Annotated in this window: 23 protein-coding genes; 17 read left to right on the top strand and 6 right to left on the bottom strand. The window is 53.3% G+C overall.

All coding sequences use genetic code 11. The features are described 5' to 3' along the window. Positions 1–36: 36 nt before the first annotated feature. Positions 37–705 (bottom strand): metal-dependent hydrolase, encoded by a 669-nt coding sequence (locus AAIG11_RS14535; protein WP_343186956.1) that lies wholly within the window; start codon positions 703–705, stop codon positions 37–39. A 205-nt stretch (positions 706–910) separates the two neighbouring features. Further along, entirely contained in the window at positions 911–2,323 is a 1,413-nt protein-coding gene (gene nhaC / locus AAIG11_RS14540) for a Na+/H+ antiporter NhaC (RefSeq protein WP_343186957.1), read from the bottom strand. Between the two features lie 303 nt (positions 2,324–2,626). On the opposite strand from nhaC, the gene AAIG11_RS14545 reads away from it, so the two are divergent. The 13 genes from AAIG11_RS14545 to lipA all read left to right on the top strand — a co-directional run bounded on the left by AAIG11_RS14545 (position 2,627) and on the right by lipA (position 17,578). Continuing rightward, the gene (locus AAIG11_RS14545; protein WP_343186958.1) at positions 2,627–4,132 is read left to right on the top strand and encodes a leucyl aminopeptidase; all 1,506 of its coding nucleotides are present in this window, start codon (positions 2,627–2,629) and stop codon (positions 4,130–4,132) included. A gap of 226 nt (positions 4,133–4,358) precedes the next feature. After that, entirely contained in the window at positions 4,359–4,544 is a 186-nt protein-coding gene (locus tag AAIG11_RS14550) for a hypothetical protein (protein WP_343186959.1), read from the top strand. A gap of 132 nt (positions 4,545–4,676) precedes the next feature. After that, on the top strand, positions 4,677–5,525 hold the full coding sequence (locus AAIG11_RS14555) for a universal stress protein (RefSeq protein WP_343186960.1): 849 nt from the start codon (positions 4,677–4,679) through the stop codon (positions 5,523–5,525). Between the two features lie 167 nt (positions 5,526–5,692). Further along, a complete protein-coding gene (locus AAIG11_RS14560) occupies positions 5,693–5,959 on the top strand; it encodes a Veg family protein (protein WP_283409542.1) in 267 nt (88 codons plus the stop codon). Between the two features lie 214 nt (positions 5,960–6,173). Next, a complete protein-coding gene (gene argF, locus AAIG11_RS14565) occupies positions 6,174–7,262 on the top strand; it encodes an ornithine carbamoyltransferase (RefSeq protein WP_343186961.1) in 1,089 nt (362 codons plus the stop codon). A gap of 105 nt (positions 7,263–7,367) precedes the next feature. After that, positions 7,368–8,447, top strand: coding sequence for a glutamine-hydrolyzing carbamoyl-phosphate synthase small subunit (carA, locus tag AAIG11_RS14570; protein WP_343186962.1), 1,080 nt, complete (start codon positions 7,368–7,370; stop codon positions 8,445–8,447). Further along, on the top strand, positions 8,438–11,638 hold the full coding sequence (gene carB, locus AAIG11_RS14575; protein ID WP_343186963.1) for a carbamoyl-phosphate synthase (glutamine-hydrolyzing) large subunit: 3,201 nt from the start codon (positions 8,438–8,440) through the stop codon (positions 11,636–11,638). The genes carA and carB overlap by 10 nt, the downstream gene beginning before the upstream one ends. Positions 11,639–11,771: 133 nt before the next feature. After that, positions 11,772–12,959 carry a DUF362 domain-containing protein gene (locus AAIG11_RS14580; RefSeq protein WP_343186964.1) on the top strand — a complete coding sequence of 396 codons (1,188 nt, stop codon included), beginning with the start codon at positions 11,772–11,774 and terminating at the stop codon, positions 12,957–12,959. Between the two features lie 22 nt (positions 12,960–12,981). After that, a complete protein-coding gene (gene ispE, locus AAIG11_RS14585) occupies positions 12,982–13,875 on the top strand; it encodes a 4-(cytidine 5'-diphospho)-2-C-methyl-D-erythritol kinase (RefSeq protein ID WP_343186965.1) in 894 nt (297 codons plus the stop codon). 35 nt (positions 13,876–13,910) lie between these two features. Then, positions 13,911–15,047, top strand: coding sequence for a D-alanine--D-alanine ligase family protein (locus AAIG11_RS14590; RefSeq protein ID WP_343186966.1), 1,137 nt, complete (start codon positions 13,911–13,913; stop codon positions 15,045–15,047). Between the two features lie 79 nt (positions 15,048–15,126). Then, on the top strand, positions 15,127–16,026 hold the full coding sequence (locus tag AAIG11_RS14595) for a DMT family transporter (protein WP_343186967.1): 900 nt from the start codon (positions 15,127–15,129) through the stop codon (positions 16,024–16,026). A gap of 6 nt (positions 16,027–16,032) precedes the next feature. Next, the gene (lipB, locus tag AAIG11_RS14600; RefSeq protein WP_343186968.1) at positions 16,033–16,725 is read left to right on the top strand and encodes a lipoyl(octanoyl) transferase LipB; all 693 of its coding nucleotides are present in this window, start codon (positions 16,033–16,035) and stop codon (positions 16,723–16,725) included. A gap of 16 nt (positions 16,726–16,741) precedes the next feature. Then, a complete protein-coding gene (lipA, locus tag AAIG11_RS14605; RefSeq protein WP_343186978.1) occupies positions 16,742–17,578 on the top strand; it encodes a lipoyl synthase in 837 nt (278 codons plus the stop codon). Positions 17,579–17,643: 65 nt separating this feature from the next. On the opposite strand, the gene AAIG11_RS14610 is transcribed toward lipA, so the two are convergent. From AAIG11_RS14610 to AAIG11_RS14625, 4 genes are all read right to left on the bottom strand, one after another. Continuing rightward, a complete protein-coding gene (locus AAIG11_RS14610; protein ID WP_343186969.1) occupies positions 17,644–18,045 on the bottom strand; it encodes a GerW family sporulation protein in 402 nt (133 codons plus the stop codon). A 97-nt stretch (positions 18,046–18,142) separates the two neighbouring features. Continuing rightward, positions 18,143–18,982 carry a hypothetical protein gene (locus AAIG11_RS14615; protein WP_343186970.1) on the bottom strand — a complete coding sequence of 280 codons (840 nt, stop codon included), beginning with the start codon at positions 18,980–18,982 and terminating at the stop codon, positions 18,143–18,145. A gap of 5 nt (positions 18,983–18,987) precedes the next feature. Beyond that, entirely contained in the window at positions 18,988–19,437 is a 450-nt protein-coding gene (locus AAIG11_RS14620) for an anti-sigma factor family protein (protein ID WP_343186971.1), read from the bottom strand. Next, a complete protein-coding gene (locus AAIG11_RS14625) occupies positions 19,434–20,021 on the bottom strand; it encodes an RNA polymerase sigma factor (protein WP_343186972.1) in 588 nt (195 codons plus the stop codon). Before AAIG11_RS14625 ends, AAIG11_RS14620 begins: the two co-directional genes overlap by 4 nt. A 238-nt stretch (positions 20,022–20,259) precedes the next feature. Between AAIG11_RS14625 and AAIG11_RS14630 the strand changes: the two genes are divergently transcribed. The 4 genes from AAIG11_RS14630 (at position 20,260) to AAIG11_RS14645 (ending at position 24,255) form a co-directional block, all read left to right on the top strand. Continuing rightward, positions 20,260–21,600: a CoA-disulfide reductase gene (locus AAIG11_RS14630; protein ID WP_343186973.1), complete on the top strand. Its 1,341-nt coding sequence runs from the start codon at positions 20,260–20,262 to the stop codon at positions 21,598–21,600. Positions 21,601–21,614: 14 nt separating this feature from the next. Next, on the top strand, positions 21,615–22,283 hold the full coding sequence (locus tag AAIG11_RS14635; protein ID WP_343186974.1) for a protein-L-isoaspartate(D-aspartate) O-methyltransferase: 669 nt from the start codon (positions 21,615–21,617) through the stop codon (positions 22,281–22,283). Positions 22,284–22,294: 11 nt separating this feature from the next. Continuing rightward, the gene (locus tag AAIG11_RS14640; RefSeq protein WP_343186975.1) at positions 22,295–23,071 is read left to right on the top strand and encodes a nitroreductase family protein; all 777 of its coding nucleotides are present in this window, start codon (positions 22,295–22,297) and stop codon (positions 23,069–23,071) included. Positions 23,072–23,322: 251 nt separating this feature from the next. Then, complete coding sequence (locus AAIG11_RS14645) at positions 23,323–24,255, top strand: AEC family transporter (protein ID WP_343186976.1); 933 nt, start codon at positions 23,323–23,325, stop codon at positions 24,253–24,255. Positions 24,256–24,415: the final 160 nt, after the last annotated feature.

The following is a 24,415-nucleotide window of genomic DNA, read 5'->3' on the forward strand; positions in this document are numbered from 1 at the left end:
TTGACTATGATCTCCCGCGGTAAGCATACCGGAGAACTAAAACTCAAAAGTATCACCCGGGGCAAGTATTTTGGTCTGGGAAGCGTTGTTTCCGGCGGCAAAGGTTTTGGGATCAGCCTCAATCACCGGAAAGGTGTTAAAGTGCATGGGAATGGCCACGGCCGGGCGAATCATCTCCACAGCCCGCAGGGCATCCGTCACATCCATGGTGAAATTGCCGCCGATGGGCAGCAGCGCCACGTCGATGGATTCCACTTCCAGCAGCTGCATGTCCATGGTGAGCCCGGTGTCACCGGCGTGGTATAGCTTTTTCCCTTCCACTTCAATCACAAAGCCGCCGGGATTTCCCCCGTATACCATACCCTCTGGGGTTTCAATACCTGAACCATGGAGCGCGGGGGTCATTTTCACCACGCCGAAATCCATGGTGGTGCGGCCGCCAATGTGCATGGCGTGACAGGCAACCCCCTGTTGTCCCAGATAGTGGCAGATTTCATAGTTGGCAATCACCGTGGCTCCTGAAGCCTTTGCCAGGGCGACGGCATCCCCCAGATGATCACCATGACCATGGGTCAGAAAGAGATGGGTGAGTTGGGTGTCGTCATAGATTTTTTTCACATCTCCCGGAATGAAGGGGTCAATCATCGCTTTCAGCGTGCCGGCCTCCATGTAAAAAGCCGAATGTCCCAGATGCTGGATTTTCATGATCATCCACCTTTCTGAAATTTGTCTGAATCAACTGACGAATTCTCTGAGTTCATTATATCACAGCACTGATCTCATTCAAAGGCTTCCCTTCAGACAGTATCCATCAGTCAGCTGCCCTGATCAAATCCTTTTTTTTCAACTTAAACGCCTCCAGGATGACCGGGAGGCGTTGTAGCTGTGCGTAAGCTATCAATGGAAAAACCTAAGCTCTCACATTGGTTTTTGTGCCATCTTCATTGAAAACACCAAAGCCCGTGAATCCTGCAATGATTTCCACCACCGGCATGGCCAGGTTAAAGTAGGCATAGGGCAGGTAGGTGAAGGGGTGAATGCCCAGGGTTGACCACATAAAGGCACCGCAGGTATTCCAGGGGATCAAGGCTGAGGTGACGGTACCGCCGCCTTCCAAAGCACGGGAAAGCACCTTGGGGTGAATGCCCTTTTCTTTGTAGGCATCCTTGTACATACGACCGGGAATGACCAGGGCGATGTACTGTTCTCCTGCCAGCAGATTGACGGCAAAGCAGGTGAGAACGGTGGCTGCAATGAGCGAACCGGTGTTATGGGCCATCTTCAGAATGGCGCTGCCAACAGCATGAAGCATGCCGGTTTTTTCCATCACGCCGCCAAAGCACAGGGCGATGAGAATCAGTGAGACAGTCCACATCATACCGTCAAGACCGCCTCGGCTCAGCAGATTGTCGATGATTTCGTTACCGCTTTCCAGTTCGAAGCCGTAATGAGCGGCATCAATGAAGGCACCCAGATCGGCGCCCTGGAACAACATGGCAAAAAGACCGCCCAGCAGAACACCAGCCATCAGGCCGGGGAGAGCCGGAACTTTCATCACGACAATGAGGATAACCACAATGGGGGGGATCAACAGCAGGGGTGAAATATTGAAGTTTTCAGCCATTGCCGCCAGCATCGAGTTGATTTCGCCCACATTCAGCTCCTGACCAGCGTAGCGGGTTCCCATGATACCGTAAAGCACGGCGGCGATGAGAACAGCCGGAACAGTGGTATAAAACATGCTCTTGATATGCTCAAAAAGAGTGGTGCCCGCCATGGCAGGGGCCAGGTTGGTGGTATCGGAAAGGGGTGACATCTTATCTCCGAAATAGGCACCTGAAACGATTGCGCCTGCCACCATTCCCTCGGGAATGCCAAGGCCGATGCCTACGCCCATGAGAGCAATCCCCACGGTGCCGGCGGTGGTCCAGGAACTTCCGGTGGAAACGGAAACGATCATACAGATGACCAAAGTTGCCAGCAGGAAAATACCGGGTGACAGAATTTGAAGGCCGTAGTAAATCATGGTGGGAACAGTACCACTGAGAATCCAGGTTCCGATGATGGAACCAATGACCATCAGAATCAAGGCTGCTTGCATGGCCATGCCAATGGTGGTAATCATGGCCTCTTCAAGATCTGACCAGGCATAGCCCAGCACGAAAACACCGATGAGACCGGCTACGATGGTTGCCAGAATAATGGGAATGTGCGGGTCGGCCCCCATGTACTGGATGGCAACAAAAAGAACGACAACGAGAAATAAAATAACAATTAATGCATGCATGAATGTTGCTTGTTTCGGTTGTTTCTTCTCTTCCATTCAAACGCCTCCCTGATTAAAAAGATATATTGCCGGAAAGAAGAGTCGTGTACCGGTGAATCACCTCCCAGAGGGTCCTTTGTTGAGATAAATCAACAGGACATACAGCGCGTCTAAATAGTTAGCAATTTTCAGGCATATCATAACATAAAAACAATTGTTCAGCAACTGGAGTATTTATGTCGTGTTAAGCATAAATATGTTATGCAGCTGTATTTCCGTCAGAGGTGATGATTTCTGTGTAAAAACGCATTCCCGTGGTATGAATGAAAGGAATGAAAAGAACATGGAGGTGTGTGGCCAATGAAGAGCCAGATTATCATGGAAAAACCCGCCGCGATTGCTGCGGATCTCCTGGTGCTGGGATTTTTTCAGGGAACCAGTGCGCTGGACACAGAAGGACAGAACCTTGATCGCCAACTGAAGGGGCAATTGACAGAACTGCTGTCAGAAGGGATTTTTAAAGGAAAAGCAGGGGAGCATTTTATGCTTCATACCCGGGAGTACCTGGCAGCCAAACGCATGCTGCTGATTGGTTTAGGCAAAAAAGAGGCGTTTGATGGTGAAGGACTTCGAAAAATGGCTGCGGTGGCATTGCGGCAGGCAGAAAAGGTGCGTGCCAACTCAATGGCCCTGATCTTGCCAGATACCGGCCAGATGGCTGCAGAAATGGTGGGCCAATGCCTGCAGGAGGGTTTGGACTTGGCAGCTTATCGTTTTGAACGCTATAAAAAACAGGAGGAAACAGAGCAACCGCCTGTGACAGTAAGTGAGGTGCTTCTTAATCGCAGAAAAGGCATGAAAGTGAAAGAGCTGGAAAAAGGGATCGAAACCGGGCGTATTCTGTCAAAGGGCGTGAATGCTGCCAGAGATTTGGTGAATGAGCCTCCCAATGTGATGGACCCGACAGCCATGGCAGAAGAAGCCATTGCCATCGCCAGAGAAACAGGCATGGCCGTGACGGTACTGGAACAGGAAGACATGGAAAAGCTGGGGATGGGTTGCTTTTTGGGGGTGACGGCAGGCAGCCGGCGTCCTCCGAAGCTGGTGGTACTGACATACAAAGGTGCAGGTGATGCATCGAAGGAAGTGATCGGCCTGGTGGGAAAAGGGTTGACCTTTGACTCAGGAGGCATTTCTCTGAAGCCGGGAGCCGGAATGGACGAAATGAAGGGCGATATGGCCGGTGCGGCGGCAGTGCTGGGAGCCATGGCTGCCATTGGGCGGCTGAAACCGACGGTGAATGTGACGGCAGTGGTGGGCCTGTGTGAAAACATGCCCTCGGGAAGTGCTTACCGTCCCGGAGATATTCTCACTGCCATGAATGGAAAAACCGTTGAAATCCTCAACACCGATGCAGAAGGGCGTCTGGTGCTGGCAGACTGTCTGGCCTATGCCCAGCATCTGGGGGTTACCCGGGTGGTGGATGTGGCCACCCTCACCGGAGCCTGCGTCATCGCTTTGGGGAATCATGCCTCTGGGCTGGTAAGCAATGACGATGACTGGCAGCAGGCAGTGGTGGCCGCCGGAAAGGCGGTGGGTGAGGCTTGCTGGCCGCTGCCTGCCTTCGATGCCTATGGGGAACAGATTAAGAGCGACGTGGCTGATCTGAAAAATGTTGGCGGCCGGGAAGCAGGAGCCATTACCGCCGGCATGTTTTTAAAAGCCTTCGTGAAAGAAATTCCCTGGGTTCACATGGATATTGCCGGTACCAGCTACACAAAGAAACCTCTGGCCTACCAGCAAAAAGGCGGTACCGGAGTGGCGGTGAGAACCCTGACGCAGTTGGTGAGTCACTGGAAACCCTGAAGACAACAGATGAAGACTCATCCTGGGGACGGTAGTTGACAAAACGGTCAATGGGCGGTATAATAAGATCAAGAAGATACCCCTGCACCCAGGGGGTGAGGGAGGTAAAGAGATGAAGATTACTATCACGGAAGCAGCAAAAGAGGCGTTGCTGGAGCAGAATGAATCCGGCAAAAAAGTAAGGGTATACGTTTCTGGTATTGGCTGAGCCGGCCCGCGGTTTGCATTGTCTCTGGATGAGGCAAAAGAAACAGATGTGGTGAGTGAAGTGGACGGTATTAGCTTTGTTGTGGATGAAGACACCGACCGCCAGTTTGGAACCGTCATTGTTGATTTCAGTTCCGGGTTTTTGGGAAAAAGGTTCATGGTGAATTATGCCGGTGGCGGATCGTTCAGAGGCAGCTGCTCATAAAACAACTGCATGTATTGGTCCATCTAAAGATAAAAACAAGACAAAAGACAGCCCTCATCCGGCTGTCTTTTTGAGGTCTTTCCGTGGTATAATAGAAAAAAGTCTGAAAAAAATGAAAAAGGAGGCGGCGCCATGTTAGCCAAAAAAGTAGTCATTGCCGTTGACTTCTCCCCCGCTTCATCCAATTTGCTCAACTGCATTGATGAGCTGGTGGATAAAGGGTTGGAAGAAGTCATTCTTGTCCATGTGATTGACCTGCGAATTGGAGAAGAACGTTCTATTGTCGCGGTACAGCAGGAAACCGAGACCCGGCTTCAGGAAATGGCTGAAAAACTGAAAAAGGAAGGCATCAAAGCTCGGGTGAACGTATTGGGTGGATTTGCCGCCTCTGAAATTGCCCATGTGGCTGAAAAAGAACAGGCGTCCTTAATCCTCATCGGCTCCATTGGTAAGAGCATATTAAAGGAGATCTTTCTGGGAAGTACCACTTTCGATCTGATTCGCATGACCACCACGCCTGTGCTCATCGAAAAGTACCGAAAAGACGAGGCGGATCATCTTCGGAATGTCTGCATCAGCAAATTTGAAAAAATAGTGGTACCCATCGATTTTTCCCGCTGCTCCCAGTTGGTGCTGGATGAAATTCGCCAAATGAAAAATATACGGGAAATGATTTTGCTGTCAGTGGCCGAACACGGCGAAACCCGGGAAGAAGTGGAGCGGATATTGGAAGATTACCGGATCCGGCTGGAAGCCATTGCCGATGAGTTCAGGGAAAAAGGCATTGAAGTCTCCGTGAAAACCGGTGTGGGCCTGCCTTCCAAAATTATCACCACCACGGCTGAAGAAGAAAATGCCACGCTGATTGTGATGGCCACCCGGGGAGCGGGTCTTCTGAAGTCGCTGCTGCTGGGAAGCACCTCCGACGCTGTTTCCAGACATTCCAAGCGGCCGGTGCTGTTGATTCCCTGTGGAAAATAGGAGGATCTTTAAAAAAAACAGCGACATTGCGAAAAAAGCAGGGAAGTTATCAAAAATAGTATTTGACAACAATGGGTTTGCAGTTATATAATAAATAATTTGCGTTTGACAATACTGCCAAATTATGATACACTTAACACGATGGAATGTGTGAAAGAGGTGATGGTTTGGCTGATAAAAACACGTTGGGCGAAATCAGGAAGATCATCGAAGGGTATCTGGGACAGAAAGTAACCTTAAAGGCCAACAAAGGCCGAAAGCGCATTGTGGTAAGGGAAGGCATCCTGGAAGATACCTATCCCAGCATCTTTGTTGTGAAGGTCTACGGCGACTTTGACAGTGTGCGCCGCGTTTCCTACAGTTATTGTGACATACTGACGGAAACTGTCGAAATTACTGTTTGTGAAGATAACCGGCAAATTAAAGTCAGTTAAGAGCCACCTGCGGGTGGCTTTTTGCCATTAAGTTTCATTGTTTGAACCCGGTATGAACCCGACAGTCTTGACCTGCAACAGGAAAAGGCTGTTTTTTTTATATAAAAATGAACGGAAGGGTTGAATAAATATAATATATAATGTATAATTATAAAAATTCGACCGCCGATGACAATACAGTCAATGGAAGCGGCAGAACGGGGAGGAAATCAGGATGAATCATACAGTGACCACCATACATCGAAAAAGAAGCGGCAGTCAGATTGTCCAAAGACAGCTGAAAGCCTTGAGAGAAACTGCATCCTGGCGGGGTAAAAGCCTGCTGACATTGAAAGATTATTCACCTGAAGAAATACTGTCACTGCTGAACCTTGCCGCAGCACTAAAAGAAAAGAAACAGCAGGGCATTCGCGGAAAACTGCTGACGGGGAAGAACATTGTCCTGCTTTTTGAAAAAACCTCTACCCGGACCCGTTGTGCCTTTGAGGTGGCGGTGATGGATGAGGGTGGGCATGCCACTTTTCTGGGAATGAAAGATTCCCAGATAGGCAAGAAAGAATCCGTTGAAGACTCGGCAAAGGTGCTGGGACGTTTTTATGACGGCATTGAGTTCCGCGGCTTTGCCCACAGCACGGTGGAAACCCTGGCAGCCCATGCAGGGGTGCCGGTATGGAATGGTCTGACAGATGATTACCATCCTACTCAAATCCTGGCAGACTTTCTCACCATCCAGGAAAAACTGAAAAAACCACTGAATCAGGTGAGTTTTGCTTATGTGGGGGATGCCCGAAACAATATGGCCAATTCTCTCATGATTGGAGCCGCCAAAATGGGCATGGATTTCCGGGCAGTGGCACCCGCCAGCCTGTTTCCCGAAGCCGGGCTGGTGGCGGAAATGAAAGCGGTGGCAGCGGAAACCGGCGGCAGTATTTCCCTTATTGAAGATCCCCGTGAGGGTGTCAAGGGGGCCGATGTGGTCTACACCGATGTGTGGGTTTCCATGGGAGAAGAAGATCAGTTTGCCCAGCGCATTGAACAGTTACTGCCTTATCAGGTGAATGCAGCCCTCATGGCAGCCACTGAAAAGCCGGAAAGCCTGTTCATGCACTGCCTGCCGGCTTTCCACGACCTGGAAACCCAGGTGGCCAAAGACGTTTACGAAGCCCATGGGCTGAAAGAGCTGGAAGTCACCGACGAAGTGTTTCGCAGCTCCCAGTCAGTGGTTTTTGATGAAGCTGAAAATCGGCTGCATACCATTAAAGCCCTGATGGTGGCCACTCTGGGCCCAGTGGCAGAAGAATAGCTGGTCAACCACAGGATTCAACAGCGTGTCGCCGTTGATAGGACGGGAACAGCGGCAAAGTTAGGTGCATGCAATGGAACAGAAAGATAAAGGAGCGATGGTTTCATGGAAGGCATTATTTATTTTGAAGACGGCACCCTGTATCGGGGAAAAGGGTTTGGCCGGGGAGGCACCGCTGTGGGTGAAATGGTGTTCAACACTGCCATCACCGGCTACCAGGAAATTCTCACCGATCCCTCCTATGCGGGGCAGATCATCACCATGACCTATCCCCTCATTGGTAACTACGGGGTGAATATGTCGGAATCAGAATCCGACAGCATCTATGCCCGGGGGATGGTGGTGCGGTCCATCTCCAGCCACCCCTCCAATTATATGAGCGAATCCACTCTGGCAGAGATGATGCAAAAGCTTGGAATCCCAGGGGTTTCCGACGTGGATACCCGCAGCATCACCCGGAAAATCCGTTCTGAAGGAGCCCTGAAAGGGGTTATCTCCACAGAAATCACCGATGTGCAGGGCTTGGAACAGTTATTGAAGGCCACCCAGCTAAAGGAAGACTGGATGAAGGTGGTGGGGGTGCGAAAGGCTAAACATCTCGCCGGCGAAGGCTGTCGGGTGGCCCTGCTGGATCTGGGTGTGAAGGGGAACATGGTCCGCGAACTGCAGAAACGGGGATGCGACATCATGATGTTCCCCTATGGCACCGGTCTGGAAGCCATTGAGGCTTATCAACCCCACGGCCTGCTGGTGAGTAACGGCCCCGGCAACCCGGAAACAGCGGTGGAAGGCATTGAGCTGATACGCGGATTGATGGAAAAGCTCCCCATTTTTGGCATCTGCATGGGGCACCAGCTGCTGGCCCACGCGGTGGGGGGCAGTACCTATAAAATGAAATACGGCCACCGGGGAGGCAACCACGGCGTTTATGACAGGCAACTGGACCGGGCCTACATCACTTCTCAAAACCATGGCTTTGCGGTGGATGCCGCCAGTGTGGAAGCCAAAGGCATGGTGATTACCCACACCAATTTGAATGATCATACTGTGGAAGGCATGGAACATAAAGAGCTCCCCATTTTTTCCGTTCAGTTTCATCCGGAAGGAGCCCCCGGCCCCACAGACACCGAATATCTCTTTGACCGATTTGTGACACTCATGAAGGAGCGAAACCAATGCCTTTAAATAAAGCGCTGAAAAAAGTTCTGATTCTGGGCTCCGGGCCCATTGTCATTGGACAGGCCGCCGAATTTGACTATTCCGGCACCCAGGCCTGCAAGGCCATTAAGGAAGAGGGCATCGAAACGGTGCTCCTCAACAGCAACCCGGCCACCATCATGACCGATACCCATATTGCTGACCGGGTGTACATCGAGCCCATGACCATGGCAAGCATCCGCCAGATTCTGGAAAAGGAAAAGCCGGACGGGATTTTGGCGGGCTTTGGCGGGCAGACGGCACTAAACCTGGCCATGACACTGCAGGACCAGGGGGTGCTGGCAGAAATGGGCGTGCAGCTGCTGGGTGCCGAGTCAGAAACCATCCGAAAAGCAGAAGACCGGGAAGCCTTTAAAGAGCTGATGGAAGAAATCGGTGAGCCGGTGGCCCTCAGTATCATTGCCACCAATCTGGAAACCTGCGAAGCCTTTGTGAAAGAGGCGGGGCTGCCGGTAATCATTCGGCCCGCCTATACCCTGGGCGGCACCGGAGGCGGCATTGCCACCACCTGGGAAGAAATGCTGGATATCTGCCAGCGGGGGATGAAAGCCAGCCCCATCGGCCAGATTCTGCTGGAGCAGAGCGTGGCCGGCTGGAAAGAGATTGAATACGAGGTCATCCGTGACCACAAAGATAACTGCATCATCATCTGTAATATGGAAAACATGGACCCGGTAGGAGTGCACACCGGCGACAGCATTGTCATCGCGCCCTCCCAGACCCTGCGGGACCGGGAATACCAGATGCTCCGCCAGGCCTCCATCAAAATCATCCGCAGCCTGAAAGTGGCGGGAGGCTGCAACATTCAGTTTGCTCTGAACCCGGAAAGCAGTGAATACGTGGTCATCGAGGTGAATCCCCGGGTAAGTCGCTCCAGTGCGCTGGCTTCCAAGGCGGTGGGCTATCCCATTGCCAAAATTGCTGCCAAGATCGCCATCGGCTATTCCCTCAACGAGTTAAAAAACACCGTCACCGAAGGTTCCAGTGCCTTTTTTGAGCCGGTGCTGGATTATGTGGTGATCAAGTTCCCCAAGTGGCCCTTTGAAAAATTCCGGTCTGCCAAACGTACCCTGGGCACCCAGATGAAGGCCACCGGAGAAGTGATGGCCATTGCCCGCACTTTTGAAAGTGCCCTTTTGAAAGCCATCACCTCCCTTGAAGGCAACTTCACCGGCCTGCGTCTGGCTCAGATGTCTGCCCTCTCCCGGGAGGCGCTCATGGAAAAAATCATGGCCTGCGACGATGAAAGAACCTTTGCCCTGGCAGATGCGCTGCGCCGGGGGATTACCATTGGTGAGCTTTATGCCATGACCAAAGTGGACCCCTGGTTTTTACAGGGACTGCAACACATTGTGGACCTGGAGAAGCGATTGGCCAAGGAAACCATGACCCCGGCGCTTCTTCATGAGGCAGAAGCCATGGGTTTTATCGATGAAGAAATTATGGACCTGTCTGGGATCGATGCCCAGGCGCTGCAGCACTACCGGGATGCCCACGGCATCTTCCCCGTGTTCAAAATGGTGGACACCTGCAGCGGTGAGTTTGAGGCCGCCACCCCGTATTACTATTCCTGCTATGAAGCCGAAAATGAAAACAGGATCAGTGACGGGAAGAAAGTGCTGGTCATTGGCTCTGGCCCCATTCGCATCGGTCAAGGGATTGAGTTTGATTACTGCTGCGTTCACGGAGTCTGGGCGTTGGAGGAAGCCGGCTACCAGTCCATTATGATGAACAACAACCCGGAGACCGTCAGCACCGACTTTGATACTGCCGACAAACTGTACTTTGAAACCCTCCACGTGGATGATGTGATGAACGTGATTCGCCAGGAAAACCCGGACGGCGTGATTCTCCAGCTGGGGGGGCAGACCTCCGTGAACCTGGCACCGGCTCTCTATGAGCGGGGTGTCACCATACTGGGAACCTCTTTTCCCTCTATGGATCTGGCAGAAGACCGGATGAAATGCAACCAGTTTCTCCAGCGCAACGGCCTGGCCACCCCCGTGGGTGCCACGGCCCACACCGCATCAGAAGCCGTGGAAAAAGCCCGGTCCCTGGGATTCCCTGTGATTGTGCGTCCTTCCTATGTGATTGGCGGCCGGGGAATGCAGATCATCAATAATGAAAATGAGCTGGCAGTTTACCTGTCGGAAATGGCCGCCCTGAACATGCAGTATCCTCTTTTTGTGGACCAGTACCTGGAGGGCACAGAGGTGGAGGTGGATGCGGTGGCCGATGGTGAATCGGTGCTGATTCCCGGCATCATGGAACATGTTGAAAAAACCGGGGTTCATTCCGGTGACAGCATTTCCGTATATCCCACCCGCAGCCTGACCTCAGAGGTGCTGGCAAAGCTCCAGGCCATGACTGAAACCATTGTGCGAGAAATGAAAGTGGTGGGACTGGTGAATGTGCAGTACGTGATCCGTGACCAGCAGCCCTATGTCATTGAAATCAATCCCCGGGCTTCCCGTACTGTTCCCATTCTCAGTAAAGTCACTGGTGTTCCCATGGTGAAGCTGGCGGTGGAGGCCATGCTGGGGAAAAAGTTGAGCCAGATGGGCTGGGGAACGGGAATTCTCCCTGCGAAACACTATCATGCCGTGAAGGTGCCTGTGTTCTCTGCAGAAAAGCTGACAGATGTGGACATGGCTCTGGGGCCTGAAATGAAGTCCACCGGTGAAGTGCTGGGCCTTGACCCTGATTACGACATCGCATTGCTGAAGGGTTTTATGGCCTCTGGTATTCGCATGCAGGAAACCGGCGGCATTTATTTCTCTCTGAGTCAGCGGGAAAAAGAAGCCGGTCTGGAGCTGGCCCGCAGCTGGCAGGCCATGGGCTTCATCTGCTATGGTTCCAATGGGACTGCAGCCTACCTCCAATCCCAGGGAATCGACTGCACCCCGCTGCCGGAAGAGCAGCTGCTCAGTGCCATTCAGGATGAAACCATTCAAATGATCATCAACACCCCTACCCAGGGTCAGATGGCCGGCAGCCGGGGCTTCCAGGTACGAAAGCTGGGAATTCTTTACAAGCTGCCCACCTTCACTTCGTTGGATACAGCGGCGGCCTATTTGCAGGCCATGAAGGTCTACCACAGGCTGCCCTCCCTGCAGTACCGGCGCCTCAACGAGTATCTGGAAATGGAACCTGCTTGAAGCTCCCTTTCACCGCCTGCCGGCGATTCCGGCGGGCGGTGGTTTTTTGGTGACTGTTGTTGTACAATAAGAAGAATGAATACACATTCAGCTGCCAGTGAAGCAGTCAATCATGAAACGGGAGGCAACCCTTTTGTCCAAAGTCATTGCCGTTGGCTGTGGTCGTTACGACCTGGCCGCCGTCACCATTAAACTGGAAGCCGCCCTGGAAGCCCTTGGCGGCATACATCACCTGATTCCCCGGGGAAGCAGGGTTTTTCTGAAGGTGAACCTTCTTACAGGGCGTCCGCCGGAAGAGGCAGTGACCACCCACCCGGTGGTGGTACAGGCGGTGGCGGCTCTCTTGAAAGACGCCGGCATGGAAGTGGTTATTGGCGACAGTCCCGCCGGCCCCTTCACAGCTGTCCGCATGAGGCAGATTTACCGGGTGACGGGAATGGAAGCGGCCGCCGCCGCTGCAGGCGTGTTTCTCAATGAGAACCTGGAAGCGGCCATGATTTCTCATCCTCAGGCCCATCGCTTAAAGCAGTTTGAAATGCTGACGGCGGTGCAGGAAGCAGATGCCGTGATTTCCCTGTGCAAAATGAAAACCCACAGCATGACTTTGATGACCGGAGCAGTGAAAAATCTCTTTGGAGTGATGCCTGGTTTAACAAAGGCGGCTCTGCATTTTCGCTTTCCCCAGTTGGCAGATTTTGCCCACGCCATGGTGGATATTTGCGAGAAAGTCAATCCGGTGCTGTCCATCATGGACGGCATTGAGGGGATGGAAGGGGCCGGCCCCTCAGCGGGAACCGTTACCCCGGCAGGCGTGCTGCTTCTTTCCACCAACCCCCACCAGCTTGACCTGGCCGCCGCCCGGTGGATGGGCATCTCCCCCGATCTGGTACCGCTGCTGGAGGCCGCCCGGGAGCGGGGTCTCTATCACCCCGGTGATGCAGCAACTGTTCCTTACGGTGGCCCGATGACAACCCAGTGGGTGGGCCTGACACCGGAAGCAGCGGCGGTGAAACCCTTTCAGATCCCTGCCATCCATGAACCGGACTTTCTTCGGCGGTATCAGCAGGTACCCCTGCTGGGGCCGGGGCTGGCAGCCGTCAGCAACCGGTGGCTGCGCCCCAGACCTGTTGTTATCGCTGAAACATGCATCGGCTGTGGCGAGTGCAGGATTATTTGCCCGGCAGAGGCCATCACCATGGTCAACCGCCGGCCTGAGTTCAACCTGGACAAGTGTATTCGATGCTTCTGCTGCCAGGAAATATGTCCTGCAAAAGCCATTGAAATCTACCGGTCACCATTGCTGAAGAAGATCACCCCCTGACAACTACCCAAGGAGAACCGCCATGACAAATGGATTACACGGCCCGACGCTCACCCTGAAGGCCCATGCTAAAATCAACCTTTCACTGGATGTGCTTCATAAACGTCGGGATGGCTACCATCACCTGTGCATGATCATGCAGGAAATCAGCCTCCATGATGAAGTGCACCTGAAACTGACGCCTGTGCCAGGGATCCGGCTGACCACCAACACTGGCTTCCTGCCTGTCGATGAGGGCAATATTGCCTGGAAGGCGGCGGAAAGACTGGCTCGGGGAGCAGGGGTTTCACTGGAAAAACAAGGGGTGGCCATCCACATTGACAAACAGATTCCCGTGGCTGCGGGACTGGCCGGCGGCAGTGCTGATGCCGCTGCAGTGCTGAAAGGGCTGAATGCTCTCTGGCGACTGGGACTCAGTTTGGAAGAGCTGCAACTGATCAGCCTGCCCCTGGGGGCCGATATTCCCTACTGCCTCATGGGCGGCACGGCCCTGGCCGAAGGCATCGGTGAACGGCTGACACCCCTTACACTGGCAAAGCCCTTTTGGGTGGTGCTGGTGAAACCCCCGGTGTCTGTTTCCACCCGGGAAGTTTATGAAGCTCTGAAACTGGATGAAATTGAAGAGCGGCCAGATACCCTGGCTCTCATTGAAGCCCTGGCCCAGGCGGACAGCCCGACCATGGCTGGCGCCATGGCCAATGTACTGGAAACAGTCACCATTCCCCTGGTGCCGGAAATCGGCGAATTAAAACGCCGCCTGCTGGCCTTTAACGCCACTGCCAGCCTCATGAGCGGCAGCGGTCCCACGGTTTTTGGACTCTTTAAGGATCAGGAAAAGGCCCGGGCTGCCGGGGAAAAGCTGAAAAGACTGTACCGGGAAGTGCACGTGGTGCACACTCTCAGGCGATCACAATGAACAGGGCCACTGGATCATGGCCAGAGGAGGTAAGCATGACAAAAAAACGCGTTCTTGTTCTCTTCGGCGGGGCTTCTTCCGAACATGAAGTATCGCTGATGTCGGCGGCTTCAGTGCTGCGGGCAATGGACCACAGTCGCTATGAAGTGCTGGCGGCGGGCATTACCCCGGAGGGATTGTTTGAGTACTATGAGGATCAGGCAGGCATCAACACAAATCATTGGGAGGGGTTTCCCTACCGACGTTTTGTGCACGATCCCCGGCGGCCCCGGCTGCTCTTTTCACCGGGAGATGGTGGTGTTTATCTGCAAAATGAAGGACTCGTCCAGCCACTGACGGTGGACGTGATATTTCCTGTTCTCCACGGTCCCTTTGGCGAAGACGGCCGGTTACAGGGTCTGCTGGAAATGTGCGGTATTCCCTACGTGGGCGCCGGCGTGTTGTCGTCGGCAGTGGCCATGGATAAAGGCATCGCCAAACGCCTCTTTCATCAGGCGGGGATCCCCCAGACACTCCATGTTGAAATGCGCCTTGACCCCCGGCAGCCGGCGATTCATGAGGCAGTGAACCTGGTGGAGGGACGACTGGATTATCCGGTTTTTGTGAAGCCGGCTAACCTGGGTTCCAGTGTGGGCATCAGCAAGGCAGTCTCCCGGGATGAACTGGAGAATGCCCTGCGACTGGCAGCTGCCTATGACCCCAAGGTGTTGGTAGAACAGGCGGTGGACGCCCGGGAAATCGAGTGCGCCGTGCTGGGCAGTCGGAACCCGGTGGTCTCTGTACCGGCAGAAGTATTGCCTTCTCATGATTTTTATGACTACGAAGATAAATATTTTTCTGGCACCAGCCAGACCCAAGTACCGGCAAACCTGACGCCGGAGATGACCGAGCGGGTGCAGCAGATGGCCCTGCAGGTTTATCAGCTGCTGGAATGCGAAGGCCTGGCCAGGGTAGACCTTTTTTTGGAGCGGAACACTGACAGGCTGCTGGTGAATGAAATCAACACCATGCCCGGATTCACCCACATCAGCCTTTACCCCAAAATGTGCGAAGCTTCCGGTATCCCCTATTCCCAGCTGATACACCGTCTGATTGAAGACGCTCTGGAAAAAGAGAGTGCTGTGGCGGTAAGTCCCATAGGCAGTCATCCGTCAACAACGCCAACGAATTGAATTTCGGTGGTGGCAGCAGTGATACGCTCCCGGAATCATGCGGGTGTGCGCTATTAATTTTTTAACTGGAGGACATTATATGACCGACCGAAAAAAAGTGATTCTATCCGATGTGTCCCTGCTGCTGGTGGCGGCCATGTGGGGCGGCGGTTTTTCCTTTACCAAGAATATTCTTCAGTATCTCACGCCACTGTACTTTCTGTCGGCCCGCTTCACGCTGGCAGCACTGGTACTGGCGATGCTCTTTTTTCCAAAAGTGAAGCAGGCCACCCGGCAGGATGTGAAAAACAGCCTTTTTGTAGGGGTTTTCCTCACGGTTGCTTTTATGGCCCAGACAGTGGGACTGCTCTTTACCACCCCGGGTAAGCAGGCGTTTATCACCAGTGCCTATGTGGTCATGGTGCCTTTTCTCAGCTACCTGGTAAGCCGGCGCAAACCCCTTCGAAAAGAACTGGCAGGCGCTTTTCTCTGCATGGTGGGCCTGGCCATGCTCTCCCTCACCCGGGACATGCAGGTGAACCTGGGAGATGTGTTGACACTGGTTTCAGCGGTGGGTTTCGCCGGCCATATCGTGGTCATTGGTGTCTTTGCCAACCGGGTGGATACCGTTGTGATGAATGTGTATCAGTTTCTCCTGGCAGGAATCAGCTGTCTGGTACTGGCATTGGTGCTGGAGCCCTTTCCCACCAGTTTCGGGTTCCCGGCCCTGTATTCGTTGGCCTACCTGGTACTCTTCTCCAGCATTGGTGCCTTTATGATTCAGGTGACAGCCCAGAAATACACGTATCCCACCCATGCCGGCATTATTCTCAGCATGGAGGCCGTTTTTGGTGCCCTTTTTGCTTTCATTTTCTGGCAGGAAATCTTCACACCAGTGATGCTGGCGGGCTGTGCTGTCATTATGATCGCCATTTTGATTACTGAAGTGGACTTGAAGAAAAAACCGGCAGAAATGCCGGTGCTGAAGGAAGGTGGGTGATTTCCCATGAAATCAATTGCCTATGTGAATCTGGGAACCATGTCTTACCAGCCGGCCTTTGAGCTCCAGGGAGCCGTCAACCGCTACCTGCAGGCCCATCCCGAAGAAACCGGGTTCCTCTTCATGGTGGAGCATCCGCCCGTCTTTACCCTGGGACGCAACGGCCAGACCGAAGACTTTCTTTTTCCCATTGAAATGGTGAAACAGCAGGGCTTCGAAGTGGTGGAAAGTAACCGGGGGGGCAATGTCACTTACCACGGGCCCGGCCAGCTGGTGGGCTACCTGCTCATCAATCTGGAACAGTTTAAAAAAGACGTTCAGTGGTATGTCCGGACTCTTGAAGAATGGATGATTCAGACCCTGGCCCGTCTGGGAGTCGAAGGGGACCGGAAGCCGGCTTACCGGGGCGTCTGGGTGGGTGATGAAAAAATCTGTGCCCTGGGAGTGGCCATCAAACGGTGGCGCACCATGCACGGCTTCGCCCTGAACCACCAGACCAATCTGGATCACTTTGCCCTCATTAATCCCTGCGGCATCACCGAGTACGGCGTGACCTCCCTTGAAAAACAGGGAATTGTCATTGACCGGGAACAGTTGGTGCAGGAGATGCTGCAGACCTTTGAAGTTCTTTTTCAGTGCACCCTGGAAAACACAACCCTTGAAGAGGTGAAAGCCCGTGTCAACATTACGGAAGCCTGAATGGCTGAAGAAAAAAATGCCCAATAAAAAAAGCCTGGACAGCATGCAGGAAATGGTGCGTCATCTGCGCCTTCACACCGTCTGCGAAGAGGCCAACTGTCCCAATGTGGGAGAATGCTTTGGCAATAAAACCGCCACCTTTATGATTCTGGGAGAAACCTGCACCCGGGGGTGCCGCTTTTGTGCCGTTGGCAAAGGGGCTGTACTGCCCCCCGACCCGGAGGAACCCCGTCATCTGGCGGAAGCAGTGAAAGAGCTGGGGTTGAAACATGCAGTGATCACCTCTGTTACCCGGGATGACTTGCCCGACGGTGGCGCAGCTCACTTTGCTGCAGCCATTGAAGAGGTGCGCCGCCTGAATCCCCACACCACCATTGAAGTCCTCATTCCTGATCTTCAGGGAGATGAAAAAGCCCTGCAGGTGGTGCTGGATGCCAAACCGGAAATTCTCAACCATAACATTGAAACTGTCCCGTCTCTCTATGCCAAAGTGCGGCCAGAAGCCAGCTTTGACCGGTCGGTGGAACTGCTGCGCCGGGTGAAAGCCTACAACCCCGACATTCTGTCTAAAACCGGCATCATGGTGGGACTGGGAGAAACGCCGGAGGAAATGACCACCGTCATGGAACGCTTGGTGGCCGTGGGCTGTGATATTTTCACCATCGGTCAGTACCTGCAGCCCTCCAAGGAACATTTACCGGTGGAAGCCTATGTGACACCAGAACAGTTTGAAGCCTACAAAGAAGAAGGACTGGCTCTGGGCCTGGCTTTCGTGGAAAGCGGCCCCTTTATTCGCAGCTCCTACAACGCCGCCCGGGCCCTGGACGCCGTACAGCAAAAAGCTTCTCAATAAGAAACAGGAATGGGACAAGAAAAGTGCCTCTCCATCTACATCTGGAGAGGCACTTTTGATATTGGCTATTCGACGGATGCTTCCTTCGCTTCATCGGCAGCTTCCTTGTGGGTGCCGCAGCAGCCGGAAAAATCCACTTTTTCCAGAATATCCGGCACCAGGTCCACCAGTTTTTCCAGGCCGCCCCGGCTGTTGATGGGGAGTACTTCCACCTGGCCGTCACGAATCACCAGTACAGCCGTGGGAATGGCCCGGGCACCAACACCGCTTCCGCCGCCGGTTCCCTTGTTGCCTTTTTCATCGGTGCCGTCGCCGCCGCCCAGTCCCAGGCCGAAGGAGATGTTCAGCAGGGGAATCAGGGTGACACTGCCCACTTGCATGGGCTCGCCCACAACGGTCTTGGAGGTGAAGAATTTTTCCAGTTTTTCAAAAAGAACAGATGCATTTTCACTTAAATTAATGGACATGGGTGTTCCTCCTTTTTCTTGGTGGTTCATTTTGGTTGTTGGTTGTTGGTTAGTTGGGTAGTGGTTGGTGTTAACGGGTGATGGTAACGGTCTTGCCCTATGATGATGAAGCTCCAGATGATGCGGTGGAAGCTTCTGATGTCCTGGAACCGGACTTGTTGCGGTGCTTTCTCAGCAGCGGCCACCAAATACGGCGCACTGGTTTCGCCAGAATCAGCTGCAGGGCGGCGGCGAGAAAGGCGATGGGAACCAGAGAACCCTTAATGTTGCCGGATACATCCACCAGGCTGTCATGAAAGACAGGTTGCAGTTGAAGGGTCTGGTGGGGCCAGACGGCAAAGAGGGCCATGAGAAAGTTGTTGATCACGGCGGTCTGGTAAGGGTCGGGAAGTCCATACACCACTTTGATGCGAAAGATCTGGGGTCGCAGGGCTTTCCAGATCTTGTGAAGAAAGCGCCTGATGACGGCAAACAGTTCCCGGGTGAGGGCCTCTCGCAGGTGATCCAGTGCCTCTGAAAAACTGAGGGCAGGCTTCTTTCGGGGAGGCTTGTCACCAGATTGACGGCTGCCTGTGGTTTTCCCACTGGTATCATTTTGGGGCCGGGGCGATTCTGAGGAGGCGGATGTGGTGCCTGCTGCCCCAGCGGTCGTCTGGTTGCTGGTGCCATCTTTCGGTGCTATTTCTTTTTTGGCAGTCGTCATGGTTATTTTTTTAGAAATACCGGCAACTGTCACAGTTGTCTCAATGTGTCTGAAATTATTGGTGAAAACCTTCAGGCGAAGCAGTCCCCAGAAAAGGGAAACCTGTCCCTTGCCTTCTTTCGTGTCTTCAGCATATCGGCCTGACGCCTGGTAACCAATGGGAGCCACCAGCACCAGCAGGATCAATGCCAACAGAATCAATAACAGCCATAACAGTATTTTCAATAGAATCATCAGCATCACCTGGCCAGAAGGGCCTTCCCTTTCTGGCGGAGAAACCGGCCGGTTTTTTGTTTGATCTGCTTCACCATAAAACGGGTGGTCTTTTCAGTAACCTTTGCGCCCAGTGTCAGGCCGGGGAGCCACTGTATATACCGGGTGGTGTTACGGGCAATGTGTTTTTGAAGTTTTAGCAGGGTGCCGGGAGTCAGGGTGCTCTTCCCGCTCTTTAGATAATCCGTCAGCCACTGTTCCTGGAGTAACATCAGGGCCGGAGGAATCGCCGGAGGTTCATCGTTGCTCAGGGCAGTGAAAAGATGACGAAAGACAGTGACAGCGGCGCGGCAGTGAGGGCACTGTTCCAGATGACCTTCATAAAGAAGTTGCTCCGCGGGAGAGAGGGCTTCATCCAGATAACTTTGTGCCCAACGTTCCTGCAAACGGCAGCATGCGTGGGGTGATGGTTTCATCCTGCTCCCTCCTTTGTATTGTATTGAGGTCCTTTGTCATTTTCCTGCTGCTGCAGAGCGGCCCGCAGCGCCTGTCTTCCCCGGTGAAGGTAGGTTTTCACCGTGCCCAGAGGTTCCTGCATCTCCTGGGCAATGGCTTCATAGCTGAACCCTTCCCCGTGGCGCAGCTGAATGGCAGTGCGCATTTTTTCCGGCAATTGAAGGAGGGTGTGGCGCAGCAGCTGGCGGGTTTCTTTCAGCAGCACCTGATCTTCCACCTGCTGGGGATCAGGCAGCAGGTCTTCCAGCGTGCTTTCGGTTTCATCGGTGACCCACTGCAGTGAAAGGGACGGTGCAGGCTTTTGCCGCAGGTGCGTGACGCAGGTATTGGCGGCGATGCGGCGCAGCCAGGGAGCCAGGGGACGTTGGGCATCAAAAGTGTGGATGCCCCGAAAAACTTTCAGCCAGGTTTCCTGCATCAAATCCAGTGTATCTTCACGGGATTGGGTATAATAAAAGCAGGTGCGATAAACCAGCGGGCCGTAAGAGTGCATCAGTGCCCGAAATCCTTCCGGATCATTGGCCTGGCATTTTTGTATTATCATGTGTTCAGTCATACTCACGCGCAGCAGCCCCGCTTTCCCTGACGGCACCCGGGTGCGAAAGGTCCCTTTACCATCCTATACAAGGATGTGTCAAAAAAGTTTCGCAGATGATGAAAAAAAATGGATTATTTTGCCTGCCGGAAAATCTCCGAGTGAATGATCTCATTGAAGTACCATGGGATCTCAAATCTTCATCATATACTGTCGCTGGATTGAAACCTGAAGGAGGTTGGTTTAGATGGGAAATGAAACATTGGTTGTTGTCGGTGGCGTTGCTGCCGGAATGAGTGCGGCCGCAAAAGCGAAACGGGAAAACCCGGATCTGACAGTCAAGGTGTATGAAAGAGGCCCCCATGTAGCTTATGGTCAGTGCGGCTTGCCTTATTACCTGGCGGGGCATCTGGAAAAGGCAGAAGCACTGGTGGTGAGGCAGCCGGCAGTTTTTCGGGAACAGGGAGTGGCGGTTCATCTTTTTCATGAGGGTATCGAACTGGATACAGAGAACCAGCGGCTGTTGGTGGCTAACCGAATCAGCGGCAAAGAAGAGAAGGTGGCCTATGACCATCTGGTGATTGCCACCGGAGCAGACCCGGTGATGCCCAAAATGCCGGGCATTCATCTGCCGGGAGTGATGCCACTGAAAACCATCCCTGATGCCGAGGCGATTCAGCAATTCCTGTCAGATCCTCAGGTGAAACAGGTGGTACTGGTGGGAGGCGGATACATCAATGTGGAGATGGCGGAGGCCGCCCTGGCAAGAGGGAAAAAAGTGCGTCTGATACAGCGTCCGGGGCAAGTGTTGAACCATTTGGATGAAGAGTTTGGCAAGGCAGCGGGAGACGTACTGGAACGACACGGGGTTCAGCTGCACTTGAAGGAAACGGTGAAGGCGCTGGAAGGCACTTCCCGGGTGACCCAGGTGGTGACTGATCAGGGCACCTACCCGGCTGATTTGGTGATCATCGCCCTGGGAGTGAGTCCCAACACTCGCTGGCTGCCGGAAAAGGAATTTCATCAGTTGTCCAACGGAGCCCTGGTGACAGATGCTTTCAGTCGTACCAACCGGGATCACCACTACACCGCCGGTGACTGTGCCGGTGTGTATCACCGGATTCGAAAAGAGCAGGTGTACCTGCCCCTGGGCACCACCGCCAACAAACAGGGGATGATCGCCGGTGCCTGTATTGCCGGCAATCCCCAGGCCTACGGAGGAATATTGGGGACGGCCATTGTGAAAGTGGTGGATCGAACATTTGGGAAAACCGGTATCTCGGAAAAAGAAGCCCAGGCATTACACATTCCCTTTGAAACGGTGACAGTCACTGGCGCCAGCCATGCCGGCTCTTATCCGGGAGCCGGGAAAATCACCATTAAACTGATCTATCATCGGCACTACCGAACACTTTTGGGAGCTCAGCTGTGGGGGCCGGTGGAAGGTGCCAAACGGCTGGATGTGCTGGCGGTAGCCCTGCAGCAGGAGATGACGGTGGAAGAACTGGCATTGACGGATCTGTCCTATGCACCTCCCTACGCCACAGTCTGGGATGTGGTGCAGGTGGCGGCCAGAGCAGCCAAATAGAGGAGGCGCGAAAGATGGCAACCCTCGAAACATTGATTCAGCGGATGAAAGACAGGGGAATCCTTCAGACCCCGGCACTGGAAGAAGCTTTCCGACAGGTGGACCGGTGTTCGTATGTACCGGAGCATCTGAGGGCCCAGTGCTACGCCGACCACCCCCTGGCCATCGGCGTCGGGCAGACCATTTCCCAACCATCCACTGTGGCGTTCATGCTGGAAATGCTCCAGGTGGAGCCTGGAAACCGGATTTTGGATGTGGGCTCCGGCTCCTGCTGGACAACGGCGCTGCTGGCCTGCCTTACTGGTGAAGAAGGCCGGGTCATCGCCCTGGAACGGATTGGAGCCCTGGCGGATTTTGGGCGAAGAAACCTGGCAAAGAGTCACTGGCCCCATGCGGTGGTGCATCATGCCAATGGATGGCATGGCTGGGAGGCAGAAGCTCCCTACCACCGTATTCTGGTGAGTGCGGCTGCTCCCCAGGTACCGGAGGCACTGATCCGGCAGTTGATGCCGGAAGGGATACTGGTGATGCCCCTCAGCGATTGGAGGGGCAATATGCTGAAGCTTATCCGAAATAAAGATGGCACCCTGACCCGGGAAACCCAGGGGGGATTTGCCTTTGTCCCCTTTGTGGAAACCGGCGAAACCGGCGAAAGCGACGAAAATAACCAACAAACTTTGTGAGGAGACTGATGATGAACGAAACAACACTCTTTGAAACCATCGCCAAGCGGAAGTCTGTTCGAAAATACAACATGAATCCCCTGCCGGAGAACCTTCAACAGCAGATTCGGGATGCTGCAGGAGAACTGTGCCCTCTTAACCCGGACATCAAAACAGACATTCATTTTCTTTCAGAAGGGGCAGTGAAAGGTCTCTTGACCATCAAAGCCCCCCACTACCTTCTTTTTTTCTCGGAGGAATCACCGGAATCACTCCTCAATGCTGGATTCATGCTGCAGCAGATGGATCTATACCTGTCGTCCCTGGAACTGGGGACCTGCTGGCTGGGGATGGCGAAGCCCAATAAAGCCTTTGCCACTGTCTCGCCCCTTCCCTTTGTCATTGCCCTGAGTGTGGGAACGGCGACCGAACCGGTGCACCGCCAGCATCAAACAGATTTTCAGAGAAAACCGCTCCCAGACATGGTGACGGGCAGTGATCACGAAGCGCTGGTGGAATCGGCTCGGCTGGCTCCTTCTGCGACCAACAGCCAACCCTGGCAGTTTCAGACCACGCCGGACGCCATTCGCGTTTTCCGCATGAAACCGGGAGTGATGAAAGCCTGGTTATATGATCGCCTGAATCAGGTGGACATGGGGATTGTGCTGTGTCACCTGTGGCTGGCGGCAAAGGCAGCCGCATATCAGCCCAGCTTGCTGAATGAAGCAGGTGTTGATGTGCCCGAAGGGCAGCTCTATGTGAAAACATTGAAGTTGGAAGCTGTTGATCCTCCAGTAGTGAATGTATAACCAGTGGACAGGCGGTAAAAATAGCGGACAGACGCCAATGAAAACAATGGCAGATGCTGCTTCCTGGTGCTGCTGCAAAGAAGCGGTCGACGAATTACCTGGGATTCTGCAGTCAACCGGCTGCTGGAGGTAACCGTACAACCGTTGAAAATGCAATCCTTTTCCTCGAACAATAGCTGTTTGAACGATTGTCAGAGACGCTGGAGTCTGTTAAAATAAGCTCATGACTCAAAAAGAAGGGCGTCCTGCACATGAACCAAGTGATTACCCAAATGATTCCCGTTATTCTGCTCATGGCCATTGGAAAATGGATGGGAACAAGAAACCTTTTTTCCGCAAAGGCCATTGAAGATCTGAAAGGCTTTGTCATGAATGTGACGCTGCCTGCAGTGCTGTTTCTTTCCTTTTTAATGTTAGAGTTTCGCCGGGAGTATCTGTTGCTGATTCTCCTGATGACCGGCATACAGTTTTTGTTTTTTGCTGCAGGACACGGTGCCGCGCGCCTTCCAGGAGTGTCTCATCCCCTCATTCCCTTTCTATCCAGTGGCGCTGCCTTTGGATTTATTGGCATTCCCTTTTTTTTAGCTGTTTATGGGATTGAGGAACTTGGAAAATATGCCATTCTGGGTGTGGGGCATGAGCTGTATATCTGGTTCTTTCTCTTTCCCTGGATGCGGATGCAGGCAGGTGCCAAGGGCATTACCTTTAAGGAAATTCTACAGGTGGCCAAATCGCCCACCATTCTCAGCATCGTTTTCGGCATGCTGATGAACCAGTTGAATATGGCTGCATGGGCTGCCGGCAGCAGCCTGTTGTCAGGCATCCTGCTGACCATTGAACATCTGGCGGGACTTACCACTCCTCTTATTCTCCTCATGGTGGGATACAGCATCACCTTTCATGGTTACCTTATGAAAGACAGTCTGAAGTTGGTGCTGGTGCGTATGAGCATCATCTTTTCCATTGGCTATGCGGTGAAATGGTTGATCATCGACAGATTCATTGCGGCAGATCCGGTGTTTGATCACGCCTACTTCACCTTTTTAGTGCTGCCGCCACCTCTGGTGGTACCCATGTTTATAGATCTTTTCGGCAATAAACGGCACACGGAGATTGTCAGCAACACACTGATGCTCCATATTGTCGCCAGTGTAGGGGTGTATTTGCTGGTGGTGCTGCTGTAAAAGCCATTTTAAAGAAAAGCCGTCGCCAGACGGCTTGAGGTTGTTGAAAAAGTCTATGAAAATAGGCTTTTTTTCTTGCAATCAAAAAGGAGATTCGCCCCTTGATGTCGAATATAGATATAAGGGGTGATTCGAATGATGACAAAGAGAGACCATGTTC

Origin of the sequence: Anoxynatronum sibiricum (assembly GCF_039414295.1) — a bacterium.
GTDB lineage: Bacteria > Bacillota > Clostridia > Peptostreptococcales > Tindalliaceae > Anoxynatronum > Anoxynatronum sibiricum.

Bases quoted from the DNA above. Each gene is read 5' to 3' on its own strand.
- AAIG11_RS14545 (WP_343186958.1), top strand. From the start codon at position 2,627: ATGAAGAGCCAGATTATCATGGAAAAACCCGCCGCGATTGCTGCGGAT.
- AAIG11_RS14555 (WP_343186960.1), top strand. From the start codon at position 4,677: ATGTTAGCCAAAAAAGTAGTCATTGCCGTTGACTTCTCCCCCGCTTCA.
- AAIG11_RS14635 (WP_343186974.1), top strand. From the start codon at position 21,615: ATGGCAACCCTCGAAACATTGATTCAGCGGATGAAAGACAGGGGAATC.
- AAIG11_RS14620 (WP_343186971.1), bottom strand. From the start codon at position 19,437: ATGAAACCATCACCCCACGCATGCTGCCGTTTGCAGGAACGTTGGGCA.
- AAIG11_RS14590 (WP_343186966.1), top strand. From the start codon at position 13,911: ATGACAAAAAAACGCGTTCTTGTTCTCTTCGGCGGGGCTTCTTCCGAA.
- lipB (WP_343186968.1), top strand. From the start codon at position 16,033: ATGAAATCAATTGCCTATGTGAATCTGGGAACCATGTCTTACCAGCCG.
- AAIG11_RS14625 (WP_343186972.1), bottom strand. From the start codon at position 20,021: ATGATAATACAAAAATGCCAGGCCAATGATCCGGAAGGATTTCGGGCA.
- nhaC (WP_343186957.1), bottom strand. From the start codon at position 2,323: ATGGAAGAGAAGAAACAACCGAAACAAGCAACATTCATGCATGCATTA.
- argF (WP_343186961.1), top strand. From the start codon at position 6,174: ATGAATCATACAGTGACCACCATACATCGAAAAAGAAGCGGCAGTCAG.
- carB (WP_343186963.1), top strand. From the start codon at position 8,438: ATGCCTTTAAATAAAGCGCTGAAAAAAGTTCTGATTCTGGGCTCCGGG.
- AAIG11_RS14595 (WP_343186967.1), top strand. From the start codon at position 15,127: ATGACCGACCGAAAAAAAGTGATTCTATCCGATGTGTCCCTGCTGCTG.
- carA (WP_343186962.1), top strand. From the start codon at position 7,368: ATGGAAGGCATTATTTATTTTGAAGACGGCACCCTGTATCGGGGAAAA.
- AAIG11_RS14640 (WP_343186975.1), top strand. From the start codon at position 22,295: ATGAACGAAACAACACTCTTTGAAACCATCGCCAAGCGGAAGTCTGTT.
- lipA (WP_343186978.1), top strand. From the start codon at position 16,742: ATGCCCAATAAAAAAAGCCTGGACAGCATGCAGGAAATGGTGCGTCAT.
- AAIG11_RS14535 (WP_343186956.1), bottom strand. From the start codon at position 705: ATGAAAATCCAGCATCTGGGACATTCGGCTTTTTACATGGAGGCCGGC.
- AAIG11_RS14615 (WP_343186970.1), bottom strand. From the start codon at position 18,982: ATGATTCTATTGAAAATACTGTTATGGCTGTTATTGATTCTGTTGGCA.
- AAIG11_RS14630 (WP_343186973.1), top strand. From the start codon at position 20,260: ATGGGAAATGAAACATTGGTTGTTGTCGGTGGCGTTGCTGCCGGAATG.
- AAIG11_RS14610 (WP_343186969.1), bottom strand. From the start codon at position 18,045: ATGTCCATTAATTTAAGTGAAAATGCATCTGTTCTTTTTGAAAAACTG.
- ispE (WP_343186965.1), top strand. From the start codon at position 12,982: ATGACAAATGGATTACACGGCCCGACGCTCACCCTGAAGGCCCATGCT.
- AAIG11_RS14645 (WP_343186976.1), top strand. From the start codon at position 23,323: ATGAACCAAGTGATTACCCAAATGATTCCCGTTATTCTGCTCATGGCC.